This is a genomic window from Streptococcus mitis, assembly GCF_002860865.1.
Classification (GTDB): Bacteria; Bacillota; Bacilli; order Lactobacillales; family Streptococcaceae; genus Streptococcus; species Streptococcus mitis_AT.
In genome coordinates, this window is the sequence record NZ_PKIE01000003.1 from 193,970 (window position 1) to 216,651 (window position 22,682).

The 22,682-nt window shown below is 40.2% G+C and carries 16 protein-coding genes and 1 tRNA gene; 9 read left to right on the top strand and 8 right to left on the bottom strand.

Annotated features, from left to right (window positions below):
* Positions 1-104: 104 nt before the first annotated feature.
* The 8 genes from csn2 to argS all read right to left on the bottom strand — a co-directional run bounded on the left by csn2 (position 105) and on the right by argS (position 11,030).
* Positions 105-767 carry a type II-A CRISPR-associated protein Csn2 gene (csn2, locus tag CYK18_RS06975; protein WP_101782297.1) on the bottom strand — a complete coding sequence of 221 codons (663 nt, stop codon included), beginning with the start codon at positions 765-767 and terminating at the stop codon, positions 105-107.
* Positions 757-1,101, bottom strand: coding sequence for a CRISPR-associated endonuclease Cas2 (gene cas2, locus CYK18_RS06980; protein ID WP_070837522.1), 345 nt, complete (start codon positions 1,099-1,101; stop codon positions 757-759). Before cas2 ends, csn2 begins: the two co-directional genes overlap by 11 nt.
* Complete coding sequence (gene cas1, locus CYK18_RS06985; RefSeq protein ID WP_101782298.1) at positions 1,098-1,964, bottom strand: type II CRISPR-associated endonuclease Cas1; 867 nt, start codon at positions 1,962-1,964, stop codon at positions 1,098-1,100. Before cas1 ends, cas2 begins: the two co-directional genes overlap by 4 nt.
* Positions 1,964-6,061 carry a type II CRISPR RNA-guided endonuclease Cas9 gene (cas9, locus tag CYK18_RS06990; RefSeq protein ID WP_101785820.1) on the bottom strand — a complete coding sequence of 1,366 codons (4,098 nt, stop codon included), beginning with the start codon at positions 6,059-6,061 and terminating at the stop codon, positions 1,964-1,966. The genes cas1 and cas9 overlap by 1 nt, the downstream gene beginning before the upstream one ends.
* Before the next feature lie 422 nt (positions 6,062-6,483).
* On the bottom strand, positions 6,484-7,383 hold the full coding sequence (gene galU, locus CYK18_RS06995) for a UTP--glucose-1-phosphate uridylyltransferase GalU (RefSeq protein WP_101782300.1): 900 nt from the start codon (positions 7,381-7,383) through the stop codon (positions 6,484-6,486).
* A 21-nt stretch (positions 7,384-7,404) separates the two neighbouring features.
* A complete protein-coding gene (locus CYK18_RS07000; RefSeq protein ID WP_101782301.1) occupies positions 7,405-8,421 on the bottom strand; it encodes an NAD(P)H-dependent glycerol-3-phosphate dehydrogenase in 1,017 nt (338 codons plus the stop codon).
* Between the two features lie 169 nt (positions 8,422-8,590).
* Positions 8,591-8,836 (bottom strand): hypothetical protein, encoded by a 246-nt coding sequence (locus CYK18_RS07005; RefSeq protein WP_023943963.1) that lies wholly within the window; start codon positions 8,834-8,836, stop codon positions 8,591-8,593.
* 502 nt (positions 8,837-9,338) lie between these two features.
* On the bottom strand, positions 9,339-11,030 hold the full coding sequence (gene argS / locus CYK18_RS07010) for an arginine--tRNA ligase (protein WP_101776937.1): 1,692 nt from the start codon (positions 11,028-11,030) through the stop codon (positions 9,339-9,341).
* 135 nt (positions 11,031-11,165) lie between these two features.
* On the opposite strand from argS, the gene argR reads away from it, so the two are divergent.
* From argR to CYK18_RS07060, 9 genes are all read left to right on the top strand, one after another.
* Positions 11,166-11,612 carry an arginine repressor gene (gene argR / locus CYK18_RS07015; protein ID WP_001231476.1) on the top strand — a complete coding sequence of 149 codons (447 nt, stop codon included), beginning with the start codon at positions 11,166-11,168 and terminating at the stop codon, positions 11,610-11,612.
* A gap of 50 nt (positions 11,613-11,662) precedes the next feature.
* Entirely contained in the window at positions 11,663-14,197 is a 2,535-nt protein-coding gene (mutS, locus tag CYK18_RS07020; protein ID WP_101785822.1) for a DNA mismatch repair protein MutS, read from the top strand.
* A 145-nt stretch (positions 14,198-14,342) separates the two neighbouring features.
* On the top strand, positions 14,343-16,049 hold the full coding sequence (patA, locus tag CYK18_RS07025) for a multidrug efflux ABC transporter subunit PatA (RefSeq protein ID WP_101785824.1): 1,707 nt from the start codon (positions 14,343-14,345) through the stop codon (positions 16,047-16,049).
* A gap of 1 nt (position 16,050) precedes the next feature.
* Positions 16,051-17,817, top strand: a complete 1,767-nt coding sequence (gene patB / locus CYK18_RS07030; protein WP_101785826.1) for a multidrug efflux ABC transporter subunit PatB — start codon at positions 16,051-16,053, stop codon at positions 17,815-17,817.
* A gap of 138 nt (positions 17,818-17,955) precedes the next feature.
* Positions 17,956-18,645, top strand: a complete 690-nt coding sequence (locus CYK18_RS07035; protein ID WP_000124770.1) for a gamma-glutamyl-gamma-aminobutyrate hydrolase family protein — start codon at positions 17,956-17,958, stop codon at positions 18,643-18,645.
* A 170-nt stretch (positions 18,646-18,815) separates the two neighbouring features.
* Positions 18,816-20,165: a glucose-6-phosphate isomerase gene (locus CYK18_RS07045; protein WP_000018268.1), complete on the top strand. Its 1,350-nt coding sequence runs from the start codon at positions 18,816-18,818 to the stop codon at positions 20,163-20,165.
* Between the two features lie 127 nt (positions 20,166-20,292).
* Positions 20,293-21,753: a glutamate--tRNA ligase gene (gene gltX, locus CYK18_RS07050; protein ID WP_101785827.1), complete on the top strand. Its 1,461-nt coding sequence runs from the start codon at positions 20,293-20,295 to the stop codon at positions 21,751-21,753.
* A 13-nt stretch (positions 21,754-21,766) separates the two neighbouring features.
* Positions 21,767-22,201 (top strand): cytidine deaminase family protein, encoded by a 435-nt coding sequence (locus CYK18_RS07055; protein ID WP_049521612.1) that lies wholly within the window; start codon positions 21,767-21,769, stop codon positions 22,199-22,201.
* 136 nt (positions 22,202-22,337) lie between these two features.
* Positions 22,338-22,409 (top strand) — tRNA-Glu (locus CYK18_RS07060).
* The last annotated feature ends 273 nt before the right edge of the window (positions 22,410-22,682 follow it).

Genomic DNA, 22,682 nt, shown 5'->3' on the forward strand with positions numbered 1-22,682 from the left:
CACAGCTCTAAAACCTCGTAGAAAAATTTTTCTCACGAAATTTCGTAATCGCGCCATTCGTCCCAGCTAGACTTCAGCTCGTCAGGTTCCAATTATCACTCTTATTATACCATATTTTCAGGGTTCAAGAAATAGTCTTGATCCAATACATACTGGGGAAAATCATAGATTTTCCGAGGCTCAACAAACAAGACGGACAGTTGATTGAGTTGGATATACTCTATTAAATTTACTAACTCATCCTTTGATAGATAGGCGGATGCATTGATGAAAACAAGGAGTTTCTTTTTAGAAAGATATTTAAAAACCTGGACAATTTCTAGCATCTTTTCAAAAGGTGTGTCACTCAGAGTTTCAACTTTGACTCCTAGCGCATCGATTAACTCTAGAATGGTGATTTCATCGTATTCTAGGTCTAGTTCATTTTCTAAACACTCAAATGCCAATAATTCTGTAATCGTGGCTACCAACTTTTCAATCATGGATTTGACTTCTGGTTTGTCATTGAGTTGATTTTCAAGGTCAGCATGTATCAGCTTGAGCATGGCAGGTGAGTTGAGATTGTATCCTAAGACATCCGTTATCACTAGTAACTCGGATTCTTTCAGAGCTTTTAGATTTCTATCAAACAACTTCAACTCTCCATCATCAGTGTACTGGTAGAATTGCTTGACGATAGTTGAAAAGGTAAACTGGTCTTCCAACACTAAAAAAGTTGCATTTTCAATAGCTAATGGTTCATCCAATAGTGGGAAATTAATCTTCATCTCTAGGCTCCTCTCCTAGAAAGACCAAGCGTGCATCGGAGTTTGCTACGCTGGTATTTCGCTCGCCATTTAAGTAAATCATGCGAGAAAACTGCTTTTCTGTAACGGTTAAGAGCGTAATGTTCCCTTTTTTAGGGTTATGAGTCTTGAGTCGCTCAATCATGGCGTTATTAGCAGAGTTGTTGAGCAAGAGCTTGCTATAGATGGAGAATTGGTGCATGATAAATCCCTCATCTATGAGGAACTTCCGAAATTTCCGATAGGCCTTGCGTTCCTCTATGGTATCAACTGGCATATCAAACATTAAAATCATACGCATATATCGATAACTCATATCCTAAACTCAGGAACTCCTTTCTCGGGTTGATTGAGAGCTTGGATGACTTTCTTAGTATAGTCACTGATGATATTGGACAGGTACATATCTTTATCATTGTAGTGGAAGGTGTCTGAGAAAATAGTAAAAAGTTCTCGCTTGATTTTGACAAAAGAACTATTTCGATTTTCATAGACAATTCTGTCAATAATCGGACGGAAAGGCTCCATAATATCACTGGCTAGGTTGAATTGATTGAACTGATTGGCATGTTTCAATCCAAACTGAGTTATGCAGCCAGACAAAACAATCTCACGCGCAAACATACTCAAAATCAAGGTGTAGCCATAGTCCAAGGCAGCATTAACATCACTATCTTGCTCACGACTAAAATCATTTCCAAACAAGGTGTTGAAATAAATACGAGCTGCGTGTCCCTCACGGTTACTAGGATCAAACAAATCCAACCCATGATAGAGATCGATGACTGACTGGCTCTTTTCCAGAAAACCACAACTCCCCAGATAAAAAGCTTGATTGAGAATTTTTTGTGCAATGATGGTTGTCCATATTTCCGCCTTTACATCTTCATTCCAAGCAATTTGACGAGAGAGTTGCAAACTGGAATCATGACGACCATAGTAAGGCATTAAGTATGCCGTTGGTAAGCGTTTATCATCACAAAAGATGACCAGAATGTTTTCATCCACCAAGCGTTTGATTAGCATAGTGGAGAGAACAATATCTGTCGTCTCCAAAAGCAGGATGTCCACCTCGGACAGGTGAATTAACTCTGTCCGAGAGGCATCTTTAAAAATCAAGTGGTTATTCTTGTAGGAGAGTTTAGAGTGCGTATTGACTATAACAGTTCTCCATCCCATTAGTCTTCTCCTAGTTTACTTAAGTCAATCCGAGTCTCGTAGAGACCAGTGATGGATTGGTGGATGAGGGTGGCGTTGAGGAGTGAAGAAGGTGTATAGTCTCTGTATCGTGGAATTTTTACTCCCAAGAACTCGAAGTCAGAAGCACTTCCTTGTGAAGTTAACTCGAATAAACCAGCATTTTTACTATTTCTTGGACCAATGAAACTGAAACATAACTTTTCGATATCAACTGTTTCCCAATCAATAAATGCTTGTCTGATTCTTTCTCCATTTTTTAATGCGCCTACATACTTATCGTTAAAGTCAAGTACAGATTCTAAAAGTTTAGCAAAATCATTTCGATGTTTCTCAACATACTCTAAGTGCTCTGGTTCAAGTGTTTTATTAATATTCTTAGCATGATACAAAAGAGTCGTATACTTTTCGGGGATGACCAATTCATTACCTTTATGAATTTCTCCTCGTTTATTGTTTGTCGATAGAATACTTGCCAGTCTTCTTCTTGTACCATCAGGAAACTCAAACAAACTATATTTAGGTAAAGTAATGGTTGATAGAATTTTTATGTATCCTTTTTCAAGAAGATAGTTTTCTTTGTTCTTTTCAAAATTTATTTTATCTAAAATAGAGATACCTTGAAATTCAAGAACAGTCTTTTGTTGTTTTTTCGCTCCTTTTTCAATAATAGCTTTAACTAAGACTGCGTATGAGTTAGAAATACCAGCGTAACCACCGTATTTTCGTGGGTCAAGCCCTTGTTTAATTGGGACAAGATTTTCTTTACTATCTTCTGAAGGTTTAGGAGATGGATTAGAATTGAACAATCCTCTAGGTTTACCTCTATCTAGACCATGTGTTTGAATCTCTGTCTTCTTCACAATATTCACCTGCGGAAGTGAAAGAACTTTTTTGATTGTAGCGAAATCTTTTTCTTTATTCCAAGCGATTTCTCCAGTATCATTGGAGTATTCGATATTCTCTCTTTTTACGATGGTTCCGTCTGCGTAATGCACCTCTTCTTTAAAGAAGTTCAACAAGTTTGAGTAGAAGAAATACTTTTCAGTTGCTTTTTCAACATCTTTAGGATCTTTGGATCTTGAGATGTAGCGCTTAAGATCGTACTTTTGATAGTCACCATAGACGAATTCAGGCTCTAGTTTAGGATATTTCTTAAGGATAGCCTTAGCCACTACTGCATTTAAATAGGCATCATGTGCATGGTGGTAGTCATTGATTTCCCGCACCTTATATAACTTAAATTCTTTACGGAAGTTGGAAACTAGATTGGATTTCAAAGTGATAATTTTGACCTTACGGTTCTTCTTATCCTTCTCAGTCACTTCTGTATTAAAACGGGCATCCAAAATCTGAGCAACATGTTTTGAGATTTGCCGTGTTTCAACTAGTTGGCGTCTGATAAAGCCAACTTTATCTCGCTCATCTAGCCCACCACGTTCAGCCTTGGTTAAATTATTAAATTTACGTTCTGAAATCAATTTGGAATCCAGTAATTGTTGCCAAAAAGCTTTTCTTTTTTGAACAACCTCTAAACTTGGAACATTATCAGATTTACCACGATTATCCTTTGAACTAGTCAAGACACGGTTGTCTAGAGAATCATCTTTTATAAAAGCCTGTGGGACGATGTGGTCAATGTCATAGCTACTTAGTTGGTTGATGTTAAGAGGTTCCCCAGTGTACATATCCTTCCCATTTTGGAGATAGTAAAGGAAGAGACGGTCGTTTTGCAGTTGAATATTATCTGTTGGATGTTCTTTTAATATATTTGAGTCAAGCCCAGGAGCTAGATTTTTTAGTGCATCTTCAATGCGTTTATATCTTTGTTGGGAATTCTTTTTCCCTCTGGCAGTTGTCTGATTTTCTCGGGCCATCTCAATCACAATGGACTCGGGAGTGTGGCCCATAACTTTGACAAGCTCATCGACAAGCTTGATACTTTGTAAAATTCCCTTTTTAATAGCAGGGCTTCCTGGAAGCTCTTGGACAACTTGTTTCACATCGTTTGTCTTATCAACCACTTGTGCTTTTTGAATAATGTCTTTGAATGAAAATCCGTCATCATTGATTAACTGCATAAAATTACGATTGCTGTAGCCGTCATCAATCAAGTAGTCAAGAATTGTTTTACCAGTTTTTTTATCACAGATACCGTTGATTAGCTTAGCAGAGAGTTTTCCCCAACCAGTATAATGTCGACGAGTCAGTGCCTTGATCCCTTTTTTATCAAAGAGAGAGTCATATTGAGCAAGGCGTTGCTTGATCATCTCACGATCTTCAAAGATAGTTAGTGTGTGGACGATATTTTCAAGAATCTCTTCATTCTTAGGATCATCCATAAACGCTTTATCCTTGATTATTTTGAGTAAATCATGATAAGTAGAAAGACTAGCGTTAAATTGTTTTTCAATTCCTTTTAGTTCGATTCCATCGTAGCCATCAACATTGTGTAGGTACTGAATGATGTCTTTTTCAGTTACTTTTCTTTTCTCTTTGAATAATTGATTGACAATTTGCTTCTTTTGCCCACTATCAAGGAATTGATAGTCTCTCAATCCCTCTGCAATAAATTTTACTTTTGTTAATTCATTGTAGACAGCAAATGTTTCATACAAGAGACTATGCTTGGGCAAAACTTTTTCCTCTGGCAGATACAAGTCATAGTTAGTCATCTTATTGATGAAGTCTTCTGCAGAGCTTGTTTGGTCAACAATTTCTTCAAAATTCCAAGGTCGGATTGCTTGGTCAGAGTTTCGAGTAAGCCAAGCAAAATCACCATTGCCACGAGCCAATGGGCCAACGTAGTAAGGAATACGGAAAGTCAAGATTTTCTCAATCTTTTCTTTATTTTCTTGCAGAAATGGATAATGTTCTCCTTGCCGACGGATAATGGCATTCATTTCTTGAAGATGAATTTGATGAGGAATAGAACCGTTATCAAAGGAGCGTTGTTTTCTCAAGAAATCTTCACGTTCGATTTTATCAAGGAAATAATCTACTCCTTCAAATTTAGAAAGAAGATTTTTGATGTATTTGTAAAATGCTTCTTGAGTGGTTTTGCCATCTATATACCCAGCATACCCATCTTTAGATTGGTCAGAGAAAAATTCATCATATTTTTCTTGAATATTGTTTTGGATGAATTGTTTTAAAGACGCTAAGTCTTTTTGGTGGTTTTCATAGCGCTCAATCATAGATGCTGATAGTGGAGCCTTGGTTGAAGGATCTGTGACAGTTAAGATTCCTGAGAGAAGAATGGCATCATAGAGTTTTTTAGCCACTAGGAAAAGGTCTGCAAAGTCATCTCCAATTTGTCCGAGTAAGTTTTCCAAATCCTCATCATAGGTATCTTTAGAGAATTGTAGTGGAGCTTTTTCTTCCAAGTCAAAGTGTTTTAGAATGCGTTCTCTCTTAGCAGATTTACTAATTTTATCAGTAAAAATTGCTTCTACTTGTGCATTTTGTCCACTAAGTGAACTTCCTTCAAAGGTGTTGTCGTAAATGCTTATAAACTCGCTAAAGATTTTTTGGATATCATTGTTTTTAATATCGAAAGATTCTTCATACAAAAAATGTCCGCGGTATTTAATCATATGCGCTAATGCTAGATAGATCAAGCGTAAGTCAGTTTTTTCTTTTGAGTCTGCCAGCTGTTTTCTCAAATGATATATAGTTGGAAATTTCTTGTGATATTCTTTTTCTTCTGCCGAGGTAGCAAAAATAGGATATTTACTTCCTCTTTTATCCTCAGGAACTAAGAAGGAGTCATCTAATCGATGGAAGAAACTACTATCCACCTTGCTCATTTCTTCAGAAAAGATTTCTTGAAGATAGCGAAGACGATTTTTTCGACGAGTATAGCGACGGCGTGCTGTTCGTTTTAGACGTCTATCTTCAGCAGTAGTCCCTTCATCAAATAATAAAGCTCCAATTAGATTTTTCTTAATAAAGTATTTATCAGTATTGCCCAGAACTTTCATCTTTTTTGATGGTACCTTATAGTCATCCGTAATGACGGCCCATCCGACGCTGTTAGTTCCGATATCGAGTCCGATAGAGTAGGATTTGTTGCTCATTTAGTGTTCTCCTTTTATTAAGTTTTTTGTTAGTAAATGATAATACAATACTTTCAGATGAATTTCTAATATAAAATATTATTCCATTTTATTTACATTTCTCTTGCTAATTTTAAAAGAATAATATACAATACAAGTGTTGGAACTATTCGAAACAACACAGCAAAGTTAAAATAAGGCTTTGTCCGTACACAACTTGAAAAAGTGCGCACCGATTCGGTGCTTTTTTGTTTTACTATACTAATTTATTCTACTCTTATTTTAATGAAAAAACAAATACAAGTATAGCGTTTTCATTAGTTTTTATGAAACAGGTAGATTCAAGTAGAGAATTTACTTAATTTATGTGTGGCTAATCTTGATATATAAAGAAGAACTAGGATAATTAAGCATCCTAGTTCTTTTTTATATAAATGATTTTGTTATTCCTTCTCAGCCAATTCTTTTCCAAGTTGGATGAGGTAATTTTTCAAGGCATCTTTGACTTGTGGGTGCTTGAGGGCGTAGTCAATAGATGTTTTCATAAATCCAAACTTATCCCCAACGTCGTAACGAGCTCCTGTAAATTCACGGGCAAAAACACGCTGTGTTTTATTGAGCGTATCAATAGCATCAGTAAGTTGGATTTCATTTCCAGCACCAGGAGTTTGATTTTCTAAGATATCAAAAATCTCAGGTGTGAGTAGATAGCGACCGATGATTGCCAAATCACTTGGTGCATCTTCGGGAGCTGGTTTTTCTACGAAAGTTTCAACGCTATAGAGTCCATTACTTCCTTCACCCTGAGGAGCGATAACCCCGTATGATGAAACGTCTTCGTGTGGTACAGGCATGACAGCAATGGTTGATGCGTGTGTCTTTTCGTAATCATTCATCAGTTGTTTTGTCAAAGGAACGGCATTCTCATTTGTGATGTCCATAAGGTCATCACCCAGCATAACAACGAAGGGCTCATTCCCTACAAAAGCTTTGGCTTGTAGGACAGCGTCTCCAAGACCACGAGGGTGAGTTTGGCGAATGAAATGGAGGCGCATACCAGTTGCTTCATCTACCAATTTTAACAAATCCGTTTTGCCTTTTTCCTTAAGATTGTATTCAAGCTCAAAGTTTGAGTCAAAGTGGTCCTCAATAGAACGTTTTGATTTACCAGTGACAACTAGAATATCTTCAATACCTGATTTGAGAGCCTCTTCCACGATAAACTGGATAGTTGGTTTGTCTACAATTGGCAACATTTCTTTGGCAAGTGCCTTAGTTGCTGGTAAAAATCGAGTTCCGAGTCCAGCGGCAGGGATGACTGCTTTTCTAACTTTTGATGACATAAGAATCCTTTCTTTAGAGGGTTAAGACCACTCATTTTCTGCTTTAAATTCATTGTTCATGATGTCATAAATGGCATCTTTGATATTGGTTCCGTTGTAAATGACTTGGTAAATGGCCTGTGTAATCGGCATATAGACTCCAAGTTCTTGCGCTAGTTCATAGGCTGCTCGAGTCGTTGAAATTCCTTCAATTACCATGCCCATATTAGCCTCTATATCAGCTAGGGATTCTCCACGACCAAGGGCATCTCCAGCTCTCCAGTTACGAGAGTGGATGGAGGTTCCTGTTACGATCAAATCTCCCACACCAGATAAGCCGCTATAGGTCAATGGATTAGCCCCGAGTGCTACCCCTAGGCGGGTGATTTCTGCCAGGCCTCGAGCGATGATGGCTGCCTTAGCATTGTCACCAAATCCTAAACCATGTAAGGCTCCAGCACCGACAGCGATAATGTTTTTAAGAGCACCAGCGGTTTCGACCCCGATAACATCCGTATTGGTATAAAGTCGGAAGTAGTGATTACTAAAGAGTTCTTGAACGTATTGAGCTGTTTGTAAATCTTTAGAAGCAGCAGTGATTAAAGTCAGGTCACGTACAATGGTCTCTTCTGCATGGCTAGGCCCTGAGACAACGACGATATCACTGCGGAGATGTTCAGGAATTTCTTCTTCAAGGATGGTTGATAATCGTTTATGACTATCGGGTTCTAATCCCTTTGATGCGTGCATGATGATAGCCTTATGGTCTAAGGTTTTTGCAACTTGTTGGGCAACAAGTCGTGTCACTTTTGTTGGGACAACAAACAAAATCGCATCTACATCTTTCAATGCTTCTGCTAAGTCGGTGTAGGCAATGATATTTTCATCTAGAACGACATCTTTAAAGTAGTGTTTGTTAGTATGATTGGTATTAATTTCATTGATTTGTTCGGGAATGTTTCCCCAAATACGTACCTCGTGTCCATTATCATTTAAGACTTGTGAAAGGGCAGTTCCCCAAGAACCAGGCCCCAAGACGGCGACGGTTTGTTTTTCCATGTTTTCCTCCTTAATAGAGTCCTTTCCATTATTCTATCATATTCTAGAGGATTTTGCACTTGCATTGCTGGGATAGTGGTGGCTTTGTTGTTTGAAAAATACACAAAAACCGAGCCTAAGTATTAAAGTCTTAGTCTCGGTTTTGATATTCGTTATAATATAGTTAGGTTTATTTCAACTGATCTGTAATGTCTTTTGATAGCAACATTCCCAGATGATAAGTTTTATTGATGTAAGCAATGACATCATTGATATTTTCAGTCGTGTGAATTTTCTCTTTGATGTCAGCTCTAAATGTTTCATCCTTTAAAAGTTGTTCTTGGTAGAGCCTTTGCAGTCTCTCCTTCTCGTACTTATTGAGCAGAAAAAGGAAAACCAAGCTAATTACAACTAGGACATAAGCATATTGGCTCATAGGAAATCTCCCTGTATGATAAAGAAGTAGTAGTGAGTAGATTGAATTAGTCAATTCAAAGTAGCAGAGCAAGTTAGCAAAACTTGATAAGATTTTTGATAGACCTCTAAGCCAAAGTCCGTATAGGCTTTAGTATTAGTTACTTAGATTGCTTTGCAATCAAGTAATTTAAAATATTACGACATGAACCAAACCAAATCGATATTATTGGGTTAGATGAATTAGTAAAGCGTTTAGACAAGTATCTCTAATTACGACGTAAAGAAACATAAATCGATAATATTTATGTTTCTTTGCTAGTGAAGCAGTTAGCTAGTCCGCATATAAGCGGCTAGCGTCTAACAATTAGGAACTTTAGTTCCAATAACTTGAAGATTACGACGTTTTAGGACATAAATCGATCATATTTATGTCCTAAAACTAGTGAAGCGCCTAGCCAAAGTCCGAATAGGATTTGGCGTTAGTTACTTAGATTGCTCCGCAATCAAGTAACTTTGGCGATTTACATCTTCTCAGGTGCTTCTACTCCAAGCAAGCGAAGGGCTTCTTTGAGAACAATTGCAGTTGCGTAGCTGAGGGCTAGACGGCTGTCGCGTTCTGGGGTTTCATCCAAGATGCGCGTATGTGCATAGTATTTGTTAAAGGCTTGAGCTAGGCTAATTGCAAATTTAGCAATGATAGAAGGTTCAAAGTTATCCGCCGCACGGTTAATAATACGTGGGAAGTCTTGGATGAGTTTGATGATTTCCCAGCTTTCAGCATCATTCAAGCTATAGTTGCCAGCTGTTTCTGGTTTGAAGTCTGCTTTGCGCAAGATAGATTGGATACGAGCGTAAGCATATTGAACGTAAGGTCCAGTTTCACCCTCGAAGGATACCATAGCCTCTAAGTCGAAGTCGTATCCATTTGTACGGTCGGTCTTGAGGTCATAGAACTTAATGGCTCCTACCCCGACAGCATGCGCTACCTGGTCTTTGTTTTCCAATTCAGGGTTTTTAGCTTCGATTTGGGCCTTGGCACGGCTAACTGCCTCTGCAACTGTAGGTTCTAGTAAGATGACATTCCCTTTACGAGTAGAGAGTTTCTTCCCTTCTTTTGTAACCAAACCAAAAGGAACGTGAGTAATGTCGTTACTCCAGTCGTAGCCCATCTCTTGTAAGACAGCTTTGAGTTGTTTAAAGTGGGCAGATTGTTCTTGGCCAACGACGTAGATAGATTTAGCAAATTGGTATTCGTTTTTACGGTAAAGAGCTGCAGCCAAGTCACGTGTGATATAGAGAGTTGCACCATCAGATTTTTTGATAAGGGCTGGATGTTCAATTCCATATTTCTCAAGATTCACAACTTGGGCACCTTCTGATTCAACAAGAAGGCCTTTTTCAGAAAGAATGTCTACAACTGCATCCATCTTATCGTTGTAGAAGGCTTCTCCATTGTAGCTGTCAAATTCGACTTGTAATTCATTGTAAAGACGGTTAAATTCCACCAAACTTTCATCACGGAACCATTGCCAAAGTGCGAGAGCTTCCTCGTCTCCATTTTCAAGTTTACGGAACCATTCGCGTGCTTCTTCATCCAAGCTAGGGTCATTTTCAGCTTCAGCGTTGATGCGGACATAGAGTTTAAGAAGTTCATCGATTGGATGAGCTTTTACAGCTTCTTCATCGCCCCATTTTTTGTAGGCAACAATCAACATCCCAAACTGTTTACCCCAGTCTCCCAAGTGGTTGACCTTGACCGTTTGATAACCGATTTTTTGGAAAATATGTGATAAGCTATCTCCGATAACAGTTGAGCGTAGGTGGCCAATAGAGAATGGCTTAGCGATATTGGGACTAGACATGTCGATAACAACATTTTCTTGTTTGCCAATAGTTTGGTCAGCATAGTGTTCTTTTTCAGTGATAACAGCTTGCAATACTTGAGCAGAAATGGCAGATTTATCAAGGAAAAAGTTAACGTAAGGTCCTGTTGCAACAACCTTTTCAAAGGCTTGGCTGTTAATTTTTTCAGCCAGTTCAGCCGCAATCATTTGAGGTGCTTTACGTTCGACTTTTGCAAGAGAAAAAGCGGGGAAAGCGATGTCTCCCATTTCTGAGTTTTTAGGGGTTTCCAGTAAATTTAAAATAGCCTCTTGGTCCAGGCTATCAATGATACTAGCCAATTCGCTAGCAATCAATTCTTTTGTATTCATTAAGAGCTCCTTTTTGGACTTTTCTACTATTTTATCACAATTTTAAAGAAAGAAGAAAAAATTTTTGAAATCTCCTATTTTTTTGGTATAATATAGTTATAAAAATAGTTATAAATATTCACATAAGAGGATTTTATGAGAAAAAGAGATCGTCATCAGTTAATAAAAAAAATGATTACTGAGGAGAAATTAAGTACACAAAAAGAAATTCAAGATCGGTTGGAGGCACATAATGTTTTTGTGACGCAAACAACCTTGTCTCGTGATTTGCGCGAAATCGGCTTGACCAAGGTCAAGAAAAATGATATGGTGTATTATGTACTAGCAAATGAGACAGAAAAGATTGATTTGGTTGAATTTTTGTCTCATCATTTAGAAGGTGTTGCAAGAGCAGAGTTTACCTTGGTGCTTCATACCAAATTGGGCGAAGCCTCTGTTTTGGCAAATATTGTAGATGCAAACAAAGATGAATGGATTTTAGGAACAGTTGCTGGTGCCAATACCTTATTGGTCATTTGTCGAGACCAGCACGTTGCCAAACTCATGGAAGATCGTTTGCTAGATTTGATGAAAGATAAGTAAGGTCTTGGGAGTTGCTCTCAAGACTTATTTTTGACAAGGAGAGACGGAAAATGGCGACAGAAAAGCTATCACCCGGGATGCAACAGTATGTGGATATTAAAAAGCAATACCCAGATGCTTTTTTGCTCTTTCGTATGGGTGATTTTTATGAATTATTTTATGAGGATGCGGTCAATGCTGCGCAGATTCTGGAAATTTCCTTAACGAGTCGCAACAAGAATGCCGACAATCCGATTCCTATGGCGGGTGTCCCCTATCATTCTGCCCAACAGTACATCGATGTCTTGATTGAGCAGGGCTATAAGGTAGCCATTGCAGAGCAGATGGAAGATCCTAAACAAGCAGTTGGGGTTGTGAAACGAGAGGTTGTTCAGGTCATTACCCCAGGGACAGTGGTTGATAGCAGTAAGCCGGATAGCCAGAATAATTTCTTGGTTGCCATAGACCGTGATGGCAATCAGTTTGGTCTAGCTTATATGGATCTAGTGACAGGTGATTTTTATGTGACAGGTCTTTTGGATTTTACGCTGGTTTGTGGGGAAATCCGCAATCTCAAGGCTCGAGAAGTGGTGCTGGGTTATGACTTGTCTGAGGAAGAAGAACAAATCCTCAGTCGTCAGATGAATCTGGTACTTTCCTATGAAAAAGAAGGCTTTGAAGACCTTCATTTGCTGGATTCACGATTGGCATCTGTGGAGCAAGCGGCATCTAGTAAATTGCTCCAATATGTTCATCGGACTCAGATGAGGGAATTGAACCACCTCAAACCTGTTATCCGCTATGAAATCAAGGATTTCTTGCAGATGGATTATGCGACCAAGGCTAGTCTGGATTTGGTTGAGAATGCTCGTTCGGGCAAGAAGCAAGGCAGTCTTTTCTGGCTTTTGGATGAAACCAAAACGGCTATGGGAATGCGTCTCTTGCGTTCTTGGATTCATCGCCCCTTGATTGATAAGGAACGAATCATCCAACGTCAAGAAGTGGTGCAGGTCTTTCTCGACAATTTCTTTGAGCGCAGTGATTTGACAGATAGTCTCAAGGGTGTTTATGACATTGAGCGCTTGGCTAGTCGGGTTTCTTTTGGCAAAACCAATCCCAAGGATCTCTTGCAGTTGGCGACTACCTTATCCAGTGTGCCACGGATTCGAGCGATTTTAGAGGGAATGGAGCAGTCTGCTCTGTCTTATCTTATCGAACAATTGGATAGAATCCCTGAGTTGGAGAGCTTGATTAGCGCAGCGATTGCTCCTGAAGCTCCTCATGTGATTACGGAAGGTGGCATTATCCGCACTGGCTTTGATGAGACTTTGGATAAATACCGTCGTGTGCTCAGAGAAGGGACTGGTTGGATTGCTGAGATTGAGGCTAAGGAACGCGAAAACTCTGGTATCAGTACGCTTAAGATTGACTACAATAAGAAGGATGGCTACTATTTCCATGTGACCAATTCGCAACTGGGAAATGTGCCTGCTCACTTTTTCCGCAAGGCGACGCTGAAAAACTCAGAACGCTTTGGGACCGAAGAATTAGCTCGTATCGAGGGCGATATGCTGGAGGCGCGTGAGAAGTCAGCCAACCTAGAGTACGAAATTTTTATGCGTATTCGTGAAGAGGTCAGCAAGTACATCCAACGTTTACAAGCTCTAGCCCAAGGAATTGCGACAGTTGATGTCCTGCAAAGTCTCGCAGTTGTTGCTGAAACCCAGCATTTGATTCGACCTGAATTCGGAGATGATTCGCGAATTGATATCCAGAAAGGGCGCCATGCTGTCGTTGAAAAGGTCATGGGGGCTCAGACCTATATTCCCAATACGATTCAGATGGCAGAAGATACCAGTATTCAACTAATTACAGGGCCAAACATGAGCGGGAAATCTACCTACATGCGTCAGTTAGCCATGACGGCGGTTATGGCCCAGATGGGTTCTTATGTGCCAGCAGAAAGCGCCCATTTACCGATTTTTGATGCGATTTTTACCCGTATCGGAGCAGCCGATGACTTGGTTTCAGGTCAATCAACCTTCATGGTGGAGATGATGGAGGCCAACAATGCCATTTCGCATGCAACAAAGAATTCCTTGATTCTCTTTGATGAGTTAGGTCGTGGAACTGCAACTTATGATGGTATGGCTCTTGCTCAGTCTATCATCGAATACATTCATGAGCATATCGGAGCCAAGACCCTCTTTGCGACCCACTACCATGAGTTGACTAGTCTAGAGTCCAGCCTGGAACACTTGATCAATGTTCACGTGGCAACCTTGGAGCAGGATGGGCAGGTCACCTTCCTTCACAAGATTGAACCAGGGCCAGCCGATAAATCCTATGGTATCCATGTTGCCAAGATTGCTGGCTTGCCAGCAGACCTTTTAGCAAGGGCGGATAAGATTTTGACTCAGTTAGAGAGTCAGGGTACAGAAAGTCCTGCTCCAATGAGGCAAACAAGTGCTGTCACTGAACAGATTTCACTCTTTGACGCGCCAGCAGACCATCCTATCCTAGCAGAATTAGCTAAACTGGATGTTTACAATATGACACCTATGCAGGCTATGAATGTCTTGGTCGAGTTAAAACAAAAATTATAAAGAATGAATTACTTGTCATTCTAGCTATATCAAGGGGACTTCTTTGACAATCCCTCACTTTTTTGCTAGAATAACATCACACAAACAGAATGAGAAGGAGCTGACACATTGTCGCTCCCTTTTGTCTATTTTTTAAGGAGAAAGTATGCTAATTCAGAAAATAAAAACCTACAAGTGGCAGGCCTTAGCTTCGCTTCTGATGACAGGCTTGATGGTTGCTAGTTCACTTCTGCAACCGCGTTATCTGCAGGAAGTGTTAGACGCCCTCCTTGCTGGGAAATATGAAGCTATTTATAGTATCGGGGCTTGGTTGATTGGTGTGGCCTTGGTCGGTTTGGTTGCTGGTGGGCTTAATGTTATCCTTGCAGCCTATATTGCCCAAGGAGTTTCATCCGACCTTCGAGAGGATGCCTTCCGTAAAATCCAAACCTTTTCTTATGCCAATATTGAACAATTTAATGCGGGAAATCTAGTTGTTCGCATGACAAATGATATCAACCAGATTCAGAACGTGGTCATGATGACCTTCCAAATTCTTTTCAGGCTCCCCCTCTTGTTCATCGGTTCGTTTATCTTGGCTGTTCAAACCTTACCTTCTCTGTGGTGGGTGATTGTTCTCATGGTAGTCTTGATTTTTGGTTTGACTGCTGTCATGATGGGGATGATGGGGCCTCGTTTTGCCAAGTTTCAAACCCTTCTTGAACGCATCAATGCCATTGCCAAGGAAAATTTGCGTGGCGTTCGTGTGGTCAAGTCCTTTGTCCAAGAAAAAGAGCAGTTTGCTAAGTTTACGGAGGTTTCAGACGAGCTACTCGGTCAAAATCTTTACATTGGTTATGCCTTTTCAGTAGTGGAACCTTTCATGATGTTGGTCGGTTATGGGGCGGTATTCCTCTCTATTTGGCTGGTTGCGGGGATGGTTCAGTCGGATCCGTCAGTTGTTGGTTCCATTGCTTCCTTTGTCAATTACCTAAGCCAGATTATCTTTACCATTGTTATGGTTGGATTTTTGGGAAATTCTGTCAGTCGTGCCATGATTTCTCTGCGTCGTATTCGAGAAATTCTTGATGCAGAGCCAGCCATGACCTTCAAGGATGTGCCAGATGAAGAGTTGGTCGGAAGTCTTAGCTTTGAAAATGTGACCTTTACCTATCCAATGGACAAGGAACCGATGCTGAAAGATGTGAGCTTTACTATTGAACCTGGTCAGATGGTTGGTGTCGTTGGAGCGACTGGTGCAGGAAAATCAACCTTGGCTCAATTGATTCCACGTCTCTTTGACCCACAGGAAGGGGCCATCAAAATCGGAGGCAAGGATATTCGAGAAGTGAGTGAAGGAACCCTGCGTAAAACTGTTTCTATCGTTCTTCAACGTGCCATTCTCTTCAGTGGAACGATTGCAGATAACTTGAGACAGGGTAAGGGAGATGCTACTCTATTTGAAATGGAACGCGCAGCTAATATTGCCCAGGCTAGTGAATTCATTCATCGTATGGAGAAAACCTTTGAAAGTCCAGTTGAGGAAAGGGGAACCAACTTCTCAGGTGGGCAAAAGCAAAGGATGTCGATTGCGCGTGGAATTGTCAGCAATCCACGTATTCTGATTTTTGACGATTCGACCTCAGCCTTGGATGCCAAGTCAGAGCGCCTGGTGCAAGAAGCCTTGAATAAGGATCTGAAGGGGACGACAACCATTATCATCGCGCAAAAGATTAGCTCGGTTGTCAATGCAGATAAAATCTTGGTTTTAGATCAAGGACGATTGATTGGTCAAGGTACGCATGCAGACTTGGTTGCCAACAATGCTGTTTACCGTGAAATCTATGAAACACAGAAGGGAAAGGAGGAGTAAAATGAAGACAGTTCAATTTTTTTGGAATTATTTTAAAGTTTATAAGTTATCATTTGTAGTTGTTATTCTGATGATTGTTCTAGCGACTCTTGCCCAAGCCCTCTTTCCAGTCTTTTCTGGACAAGCAGTGACGCAGTTAGCTAATTTAGTTCAAGCTTATCAAGATGGTAATCCAGAACTTGTTTGGCAGAGTCTATCAGGAATCATGGTCAATCTTGGTCTGCTGGTTTTGGTTCTATTTATCTCCAGTGTCATATACATGTGTCTTATGACGCGCGTGATTGCAGAATCGACCAACGAGATGCGCAAAGGCCTTTTTGGGAAGCTTGCGCGATTGACGGTTTCATTCTTTGACCGCCGACAAGATGGAGATATCCTGTCTCGTTTTACCAGTGATTTGGATAATATCCTCCAAGCCTTTAACGAGAGCTTGATTCAGGTCATGAGCAATATTGTTTTATACATTGGTCTGATTCTTGTCATGTTTTCGAGAAATGTGACGCTGGCCCTCATCACCATTTCCAGCACACCAGTAGCCTTCCTCATGCTGATTTTCATCGTGAAAATGGCACGCAAATACACCAATCTCCAGCAAAAAGAGGTAGGGAAACTCAACGCCTATATGGATGAGAGTATCTCAGGCCAAAAAGCTGTCATTGTGCAAGGAATTCAAGAGGATATGATGGCAGGATTTCTTGAACAAAATGAGCGTGTGCGCAAGGCAACCTTTAAAGGAAGAATGTTCTCAGGAATTCTTTTCCCTGTCATGAATGGGATGAGTTTGGTTAACACAGCCATCGTCATCTTTGCGGGTTCAGCTGTACTTTTGAATGATAAGTCTATTGAAACAAGTACAGCCCTAGGTTTGATTGTTATGTTTGCCCAATTTTCACAGCAGTACTACCAGCCTATTATCCAAGTTGCAGCTAGTTGGGGAAACCTTCAGTTAGCCTTTACTGGGGCTGAACGGATTCAGGAAATGTTTGACGCAGAGGAAGAAATCCGACCTGAAAAGGCTCCAATCTTCACTCAGTTGCAAGAAGGTGTTGAAATCAGTCACATTGATTTTTCATACTTGCCTGATAAACCTATTTTGAAAGATGTCAGCATTTCTGCTCCTAAAGGCCAGATGACTGCAGTTGTTGGGCCAACGGGTTCAGGAAAAACCACCATTATGAACCTTATCAATCGCTTTTATGATGTTGATGCTGGTAGCATTTATTTTGATGGGAAAGATATTCGTGACTATGATTTAGATAGTCTCAGAAGTAAGGTGGGAATTGTTTTGCAGGATTCGGTCTTGTTTAGCGGAACGATTCGAGACAATATCCGTTTCGGTGTGCCAGATGCTAGTCAAGAAATGGTTGAGGCAGCAGCCAAGGCAACCCATATCCACGACTACATCGAAAGCTTACCTGACAAATACGATACCCTTATCGATGATGACCAGAGCATCTTCTCAACAGGACAGAAACAATTGATTTCTATCGCTCGAACCCTGATGACAGATCCAGAAGTTCTCATTCTAGATGAAGCAACTTCAAACGTAGATACGGTGACAGAAAGTAAGATTCAGCATGCCATGGAGGCGGTTGTAGCAGGCAGAACTAGTTTTGTCATTGCCCACCGCTTGAAAACCATCCTCAATGCAGACCAGATTATTGTCCTTAAAGATGGAGAAGTCATTGAACGCGGTAGCCACCATGAACTCTTAAAACTAGGTGGATTCTACTCAGAACTCTATTACAATCAATTTGTCTTTGAATAAGAAAAAAGTTGTCCTATGCGGGCAGCTTTTTCTTGTCCATAGAAAATATTTATCACAGCCTTAAAAAAAACATATTAGACGAAAGTCATTTTGAGTGCTATGATAGGACTATCGTTAACATTCGAAAGGAGAGGCATCATGGCTAGAACGGTTGTAGGAGTTGCTGCAAATCTATGTCCCGTAGACGCAGAAGGCAAAAACATTCATTCATCTGTATCTTGTAGATTCGCAGAGAGCATTCGTCAAGTCGGTGGTCTCCCTTTAGTCATTCCTGTTGGTGATGAGTCAGTTGTACGCGATTATGTGGAAATGATTGACAAACTCATTTTGACAGGAGGCCAAAATGTCCACCCTCAGTTTTATGGAGAGAAAAAGACCATCGAGAGCGATGATTACAATCTAGTACGTGATGAGTTTGAACTGGCCCTCTTGAAAGAAGCGCTTCGTCAGAATAAACCAATTATGGCAATCTGTCGCGGTGTTCAACTTGTCAATGTTGCCTTTGGTGGAACCCTCAATCAAGAAATCGAAGGTCACTGGCAAGGACTGCCTTTCGGAACATCTCACTCTATTGAGACAGTGGAAGGAAGCGTGGTGGCTAAGCTATTTGGAAAAGAAAGTCAGGTCAACTCCGTACATCGTCAGAGTATCAAAGATTTGGCACCTAATTTCCGTGTAACTGCTATTGATCCAAGAGACCAGACCATCGAAGCGATTGAGTCTATCGACGAGCACCGCATTATCGGTTTGCAGTGGCACCCAGAGTTTCTGGTCAATGAAGAAGATGGTAATTTAGAATTATTTGAGTATTTATTGAATGAACTGTAACGACTGGAACATCTAGTCGTTCTTTCTTTTATTTTTTCAAAATTTTTGGAATATGGGATTTTTACGCAAACGTTTGAATTCTGATAAAAATTGGAGAAATTCGACAAAAAAACTTGAAAAAAACGAAGGTAAGCGTTATGATAGAAAAGAAGAAATATTGGAGGAATAACATGTCACATATTAAATTTGATTATTCAAAAGTTTTAGACAAATTTGTTGCACCACATGAAGTGGAATACATGCAATCACAAGTAACAGCAGCAGATGAATTGATTCGTAAAGGAACTGGTGCTGGTAGCGACTTCTTGGGATGGTTGGACCTTCCTGAAAACTATGACCGCGAAGAATTTGACCGCATCTTGAAAGCTGCTGAGCAAATCAAATCAGACAGCGATGTTTTGGTTGTAATCGGTATTGGTGGATCTTACCTTGGTGCCAAAGCAGCAATCGATTTCTTGAACCATCACTTTGCTAACTTGCAAACAAAAGAAGAACGTAAAGCTCCACAAATCCTTTACGCAGGAAACTCAATCTCATCTACTTACCTTGCTGACTTGGTAGAGTATGTTGCAGACAAAGACTTCTCAGTAAACGTAATTTCTAAATCAGGTACAACAACTGAGCCAGCTATCGCTTTCCGTGTCTTCAAAGAACTCTTGGTTAAGAAATACGGACAAGAAGAAGCTAACAAACGTATCTATGCAACAACTGACCGCCAAAAAGGTGCTGTTAAGGTTGAGGCAGACGCTAACGGTTGGGAAACATTTGTTGTTCCAGATGACATCGGTGGACGCTTCTCAGTATTGACAGCCGTTGGTTTGCTTCCAATCGCGGCATCAGGAGCTGACATCAAAGCCCTTATGGAAGGTGCGAACGCAGCTCGCAAAGACTACACTTCAGACAAAATCTCTGAAAACGAAGCTTACCAATATGCAGCTGTTCGTAATATCCTTTACCGTAAAGGCTATGCAACTGAGATCTTGGTAAACTACGAGCCATCACTTCAATACTTCTCAGAATGGTGGAAACAATTGGCTGGTGAATCAGAAGGAAAAGACCAAAAAGGTATCTACCCAACTTCAGCCAACTTCTCAACTGACTTGCACTCATTGGGTCAATTTATTCAAGAAGGAACTCGTATCATGTTTGAAACAGTTGTCCGTGTTGACAAACCTCGTAAAAACGTGATTATCCCTAGCTTGGAAGAAGACCTTGATGGACTTGGTTACCTTCAAGGAAAAGACGTTGACTTTGTAAACAAAAAAGCGACCGACGGTGTTCTTCTTGCCCACACAGATGGTGACGTACCAAACATGTACGTGACCCTTCCAGAGCAAGATGCCTTCACTCTTGGTTACACTATCTACTTCTTCGAATTGGCTATCGCTCTTTCAGGTTACTTGAATGCCATCAACCCATTTGACCAACCAGGTGTTGAAGCTTACAAACGCAACATGTTTGCCCTTCTTGGAAAACCAGGATTTGAAGAATTGAGCAAAGAACTTAACGCACGTCTATAATAGAAGAAAAGAGTGGTTTGTCCACTCTTTTTACTCTCTTTATCCATAGAAATTGGACTCAGCCAAGACTTGTGATATAATATAGAGAGCAAAAAGGCAGACGCCTAGAGACTTTATAGGAGAAACTATGTCAAAAGATATCCGCGTACGTTACGCACCAAGTCCAACAGGACTACTACACATCGGGAATGCCCGTACAGCATTGTTCAACTACCTTTACGCACGTCATCATGGTGGAACTTTTATTATCCGTATTGAAGATACTGACCGTAAACGTCATGTCGAGGATGGGGAACGTTCACAGCTTGAAAACCTTCGTTGGTTAGGTATGGATTGGGATGAAAGCCCAGAAACACATGAAAATTACCGCCAGTCTGAGCGTTTGGACTTGTATCAAAAATACATCGACCAACTATTAGCTGAAGGAAAAGCCTACAAATCTTACGTTACAGAAGAAGAGTTGGCAGCTGAACGCGAACGCCAAGAAGTAGCTGGCGAAACACCACGCTACATCAATGAATACCTTGGTATGAGTGAAGAAGAAAAAGCAGCTTACATCGCAGAACGTGAAGCAGCAGGGATCATCCCAACGGTTCGTTTGGCGGTCAATGAGTCAGGTATCTACAAGTGGCATGATATGGTCAAAGGTGATATCGAATTTGAAGGTGGCAATATCGGTGGTGACTGGGTTATCCAAAAGAAAGACGGTTACCCAACTTACAACTTTGCTGTTGTTATCGATGACCACGATATGCAAATCTCTCACGTAATCCGTGGAGATGACCATATTGCTAATACACCAAAACAGCTCATGGTTTATGAAGCACTTGGTTGGGAAGCTCCAGAGTTCGGTCACATGACCTTGATTATCAACTCTGAGACTGGTAAGAAGTTATCTAAACGTGATACTAATACACTTCAATTTATCGAAGACTACCGTAAAAAAGGCTATTTACCAGAAGCAGTCTTTAACTTTATTGCTCTTCTTGGTTGGAACCCAGGTGGCGAAGATGAGATTTTCTCTCGTGAAGAACTCATTAAACTTTTCGATGAAAACCGCCTCAGCAAGTCTCCGGCAGCCTTTGACCAGAAAAAACTCGACTGGATGAGCAATGATTATATCAAGAATGCAGACCTAGAAACTATCTTTGAAATGGCAAAACCATTCTTAGAGGAAGCAGGCCGTTTAACTGACAAGGCTGAAAAATTAGTTGAACTCTATAAACCACAAATGAAATCAGTAGATGAGATTATTCCATTGACAGATCTCTTCTTCTCAGATTTCCCAGAATTGACCGAAGCAGAGCGCGAAGTCATGGCAGGTGAAACAGTCCCAACAGTTCTTGAAGCCTTCAAAGCAAAACTTGAAGCGATGACAGATGATGAATTTGTAACAGAGAATATCTTCCCACAAATCAAAGCTGTTCAAAAAGAAACAGGTATTAAAGGGAAAAATCTTTTCATGCCCATTCGTATCGCAGTTTCAGGTGAAATGCATGGACCAGAATTGCCAGATACTATCTTCTTGTTAGGCCGTGAAAAATCAATCCAACATATCGAAAATATGTTAAAGGAAATCTCTAAGTAAGAAGGGTACAATAATGGACATCTGGGAAAAGATGTACGAAGAAGCACAGAAATTGTATAATCCACATGAAGTATCTGATTTTGTTTATGCTAATCATGTCGTTGCCGCTGTAGAAGCAGAAGATGGACAAATATTTACAGGTTTCTGTATGGAGGGAACCTGTGGTGTATTCCATCTCTGCGCAGAACGGGCGGCCCTCTTTAATATGTACCAATTTTCAGGACAAACTAAGGTTAAAAAAGTATTAGCCTTTCGAGACAAACCACCTTATGGTGGAAGTTCAGGAATGCCCTGTGGCGCATGCAGAGAGTTCCTCTTAGAGTTGAACGCTGAAAATAAAGATGCAGAATTCATGATGGACTACAATACAAGAAAGACAGTTAAAGTCGCAGAACTAATGCCCTATTGGTGGGGAGAAGAACGTGCTTCTAAGTTTAATGAACAATAGAAGAGTCAGTACAATTCTGGCTCTTTTTACTATAATTTGAAAAACTGTACTTGAAAAGAATTGAAAGATTTGTAAAAAAGTAGTTGACAAAAAATAAAAAGTCGGTATAATAGTAAGAGTTGAAAATAACAACTCAGGTCCGTTGGTCAAGGGGTTAAGACACCGCCTTTTCACGGCAGTAACACGGGTTCGAATCCCGTACGGACTATGGTATGTTGCGGTTGAAACACTTGATGAAAAAAAGTTTAAAAAAGTTTCAAAAAAGTGTTGACAAGCGAAAGCGACTGTGATATACTAATATAGTTGTCACTTGAGAGAAACGAGTGACAAAGACCTTTGAAAACTGAACAAGACGAACCAATGTGCAGGGCGCTACAACTAAGGTTGTAGTACTGAACAATGAAAAACAATAAATCTGTCAGTGACAGAAATGAGTGAGAACTCAAACTTTTAATGAGAGTTTGATCCTGGCTCAGGACGA